This is a genomic window from Sphingomonas sp. ABOLH (genome assembly GCF_003951715.1).
In the GTDB taxonomy this organism is placed as follows: Bacteria; Pseudomonadota; Alphaproteobacteria; order Sphingomonadales; family Sphingomonadaceae; genus Sphingomonas; species Sphingomonas hankookensis_A.
On sequence record NZ_QQWV01000104.1, the window covers coordinates 1 to 1,368 of the forward strand.

3 protein-coding genes are annotated in these 1,368 nt (G+C 44.7%); 1 reads left to right on the plus strand and 2 read right to left on the minus strand.

Annotated elements, in window-relative coordinates; translation table 11 throughout:
- Positions 1–78 precede the first annotated feature (78 nt).
- A complete protein-coding gene (locus tag CA237_RS19405; RefSeq protein ID WP_126015323.1) occupies positions 79–294 on the plus strand; it encodes an HNH endonuclease in 216 nt (71 codons plus the stop codon).
- Positions 295–305: 11 nt separating this feature from the next.
- On the opposite strand, the gene CA237_RS19410 is transcribed toward CA237_RS19405, so the two are convergent.
- Both CA237_RS19410 and CA237_RS19415 read right to left on the minus strand, forming a co-directional pair.
- Positions 306–923 carry a hypothetical protein gene (locus CA237_RS19410; protein ID WP_126015325.1) on the minus strand — a complete coding sequence of 206 codons (618 nt, stop codon included), beginning with the start codon at positions 921–923 and terminating at the stop codon, positions 306–308.
- On the minus strand, positions 920–1,135 hold the full coding sequence (locus CA237_RS19415) for a hypothetical protein (RefSeq protein ID WP_126015327.1): 216 nt from the start codon (positions 1,133–1,135) through the stop codon (positions 920–922). Before CA237_RS19415 ends, CA237_RS19410 begins: the two co-directional genes overlap by 4 nt.
- Between the last annotated feature and the right edge of the window lie 233 nt (positions 1,136–1,368).

A 1,368-nucleotide genomic window follows, 5' to 3' on the forward strand; every position in this document is an offset into this window, starting at 1 on the left:
GCATGATCTCGACCTCACGCAGCTTCCCGATGATCTCCTCAGGCTTGTGCTTCTTGGCAGGCATGCGTCGTCCCTTCCTTGATCCAGACTGTCATAGTCGATGGACCACTCAGAAGGGGGCAGCTCAATATCGAGGTTCACCATGTGAAGCCGGTTCACACACTCAAGCCGGGTTCTAAGGTAAGGCTAACAGATTTAGTGCTGCTTTGCGCGAACTGTCATCGCATGGCCCATAGACGCCTGGGAGCATTGCCCATTCAGACGCCAAATAATATTTTCAATAGAATCGAATAGTATAATCGACATTATGGCTCATCAGGCCGATTTGCAACGTATTCTTCTTTTATTCTAAGTAATGCCAAAGCATTGAAGCACATCCTGTAGAATGTGTAGCAACACTCTTGGATAAGAAATATCGAAAAGGCCAAAAGCGCCGATGGAATAATATTTATTGCTATCTTAAAGTTATTCCACTGGCCGGATAGGGCGTTCTTTATACAATTCTTCAATTGAATAAGAAAGCTCGGAATTTCCGGCTCTAGCATCTGTAACAAAAGCGTTGCAACGCATAAAAGAGCTAAGGGTATAAAATAAGCAACATTGTATCTAAAATAGACTGCTAGCTGCCGAATGACCCTAATATCGTCCTTATCTTCTGAAAATTGCGGACGTGGTAGGCCTGACACACTTTCTAAGGCAATGGGAAACATTGCAGCAAATGCAAAGCCAATTAGTATTGATAATGCTGTTACTAGGACCGATATATTGTCGTCGGTCAAAGAATTAACAAAAACTGCAACGCTTAGACCAATTGAAACCTGTCCAACAAGGCGGTAGGTATGGTTTTCTGGCTCTTTAGTCTGTTCATCTCTGTAAGTTTCATAGTTTTCTAACACAGTTTGCCAGGTTAGCCGCACGCTCATTGACGTAGTCCTGGCGTTACAATATCATCTAATACTCTTACCATTTCATTTTTTACTCGATCATAATCAAGTAAACCATTCGGTGGAACATTTACACTAAGTGGAAATTTCGTAGAGAATTTATTATCCCCAAGAAGATACACGGTGTATTGACTTCCATCCTGACGCATCAAGACGGTGCAGCCGGCAATGTCCTCATCGTCAATATCCATTAGATCGCCTTGTGAAATTATCTTCGCCAAAGCGGCTTTTCGCGCGTCAAGCGATCCCTGCACGTGTGGAATGAGGCTACGGATATCATCCCCGAAATCATCTCCGTAGGGTCAGGACCCATTGATGTGAGCGTCGCGATCTGATTCAGGCTCCGCGAGGAGACCGGAATGAGTGACCTGTTTTGGCTGACGGATGAGCAGATTGAGCGGCTGCGGCCGTTCTTTCCCAAGAG

Bases quoted from the DNA above. Each gene is read 5' to 3' on its own strand.
- CA237_RS19415 (WP_126015327.1), bottom strand. From the start codon at position 1,135: ATGGATATTGACGATGAGGACATTGCCGGCTGCACCGTCTTGATGCGT.
- CA237_RS19410 (WP_126015325.1), bottom strand. From the start codon at position 923: ATGAGCGTGCGGCTAACCTGGCAAACTGTGTTAGAAAACTATGAAACT.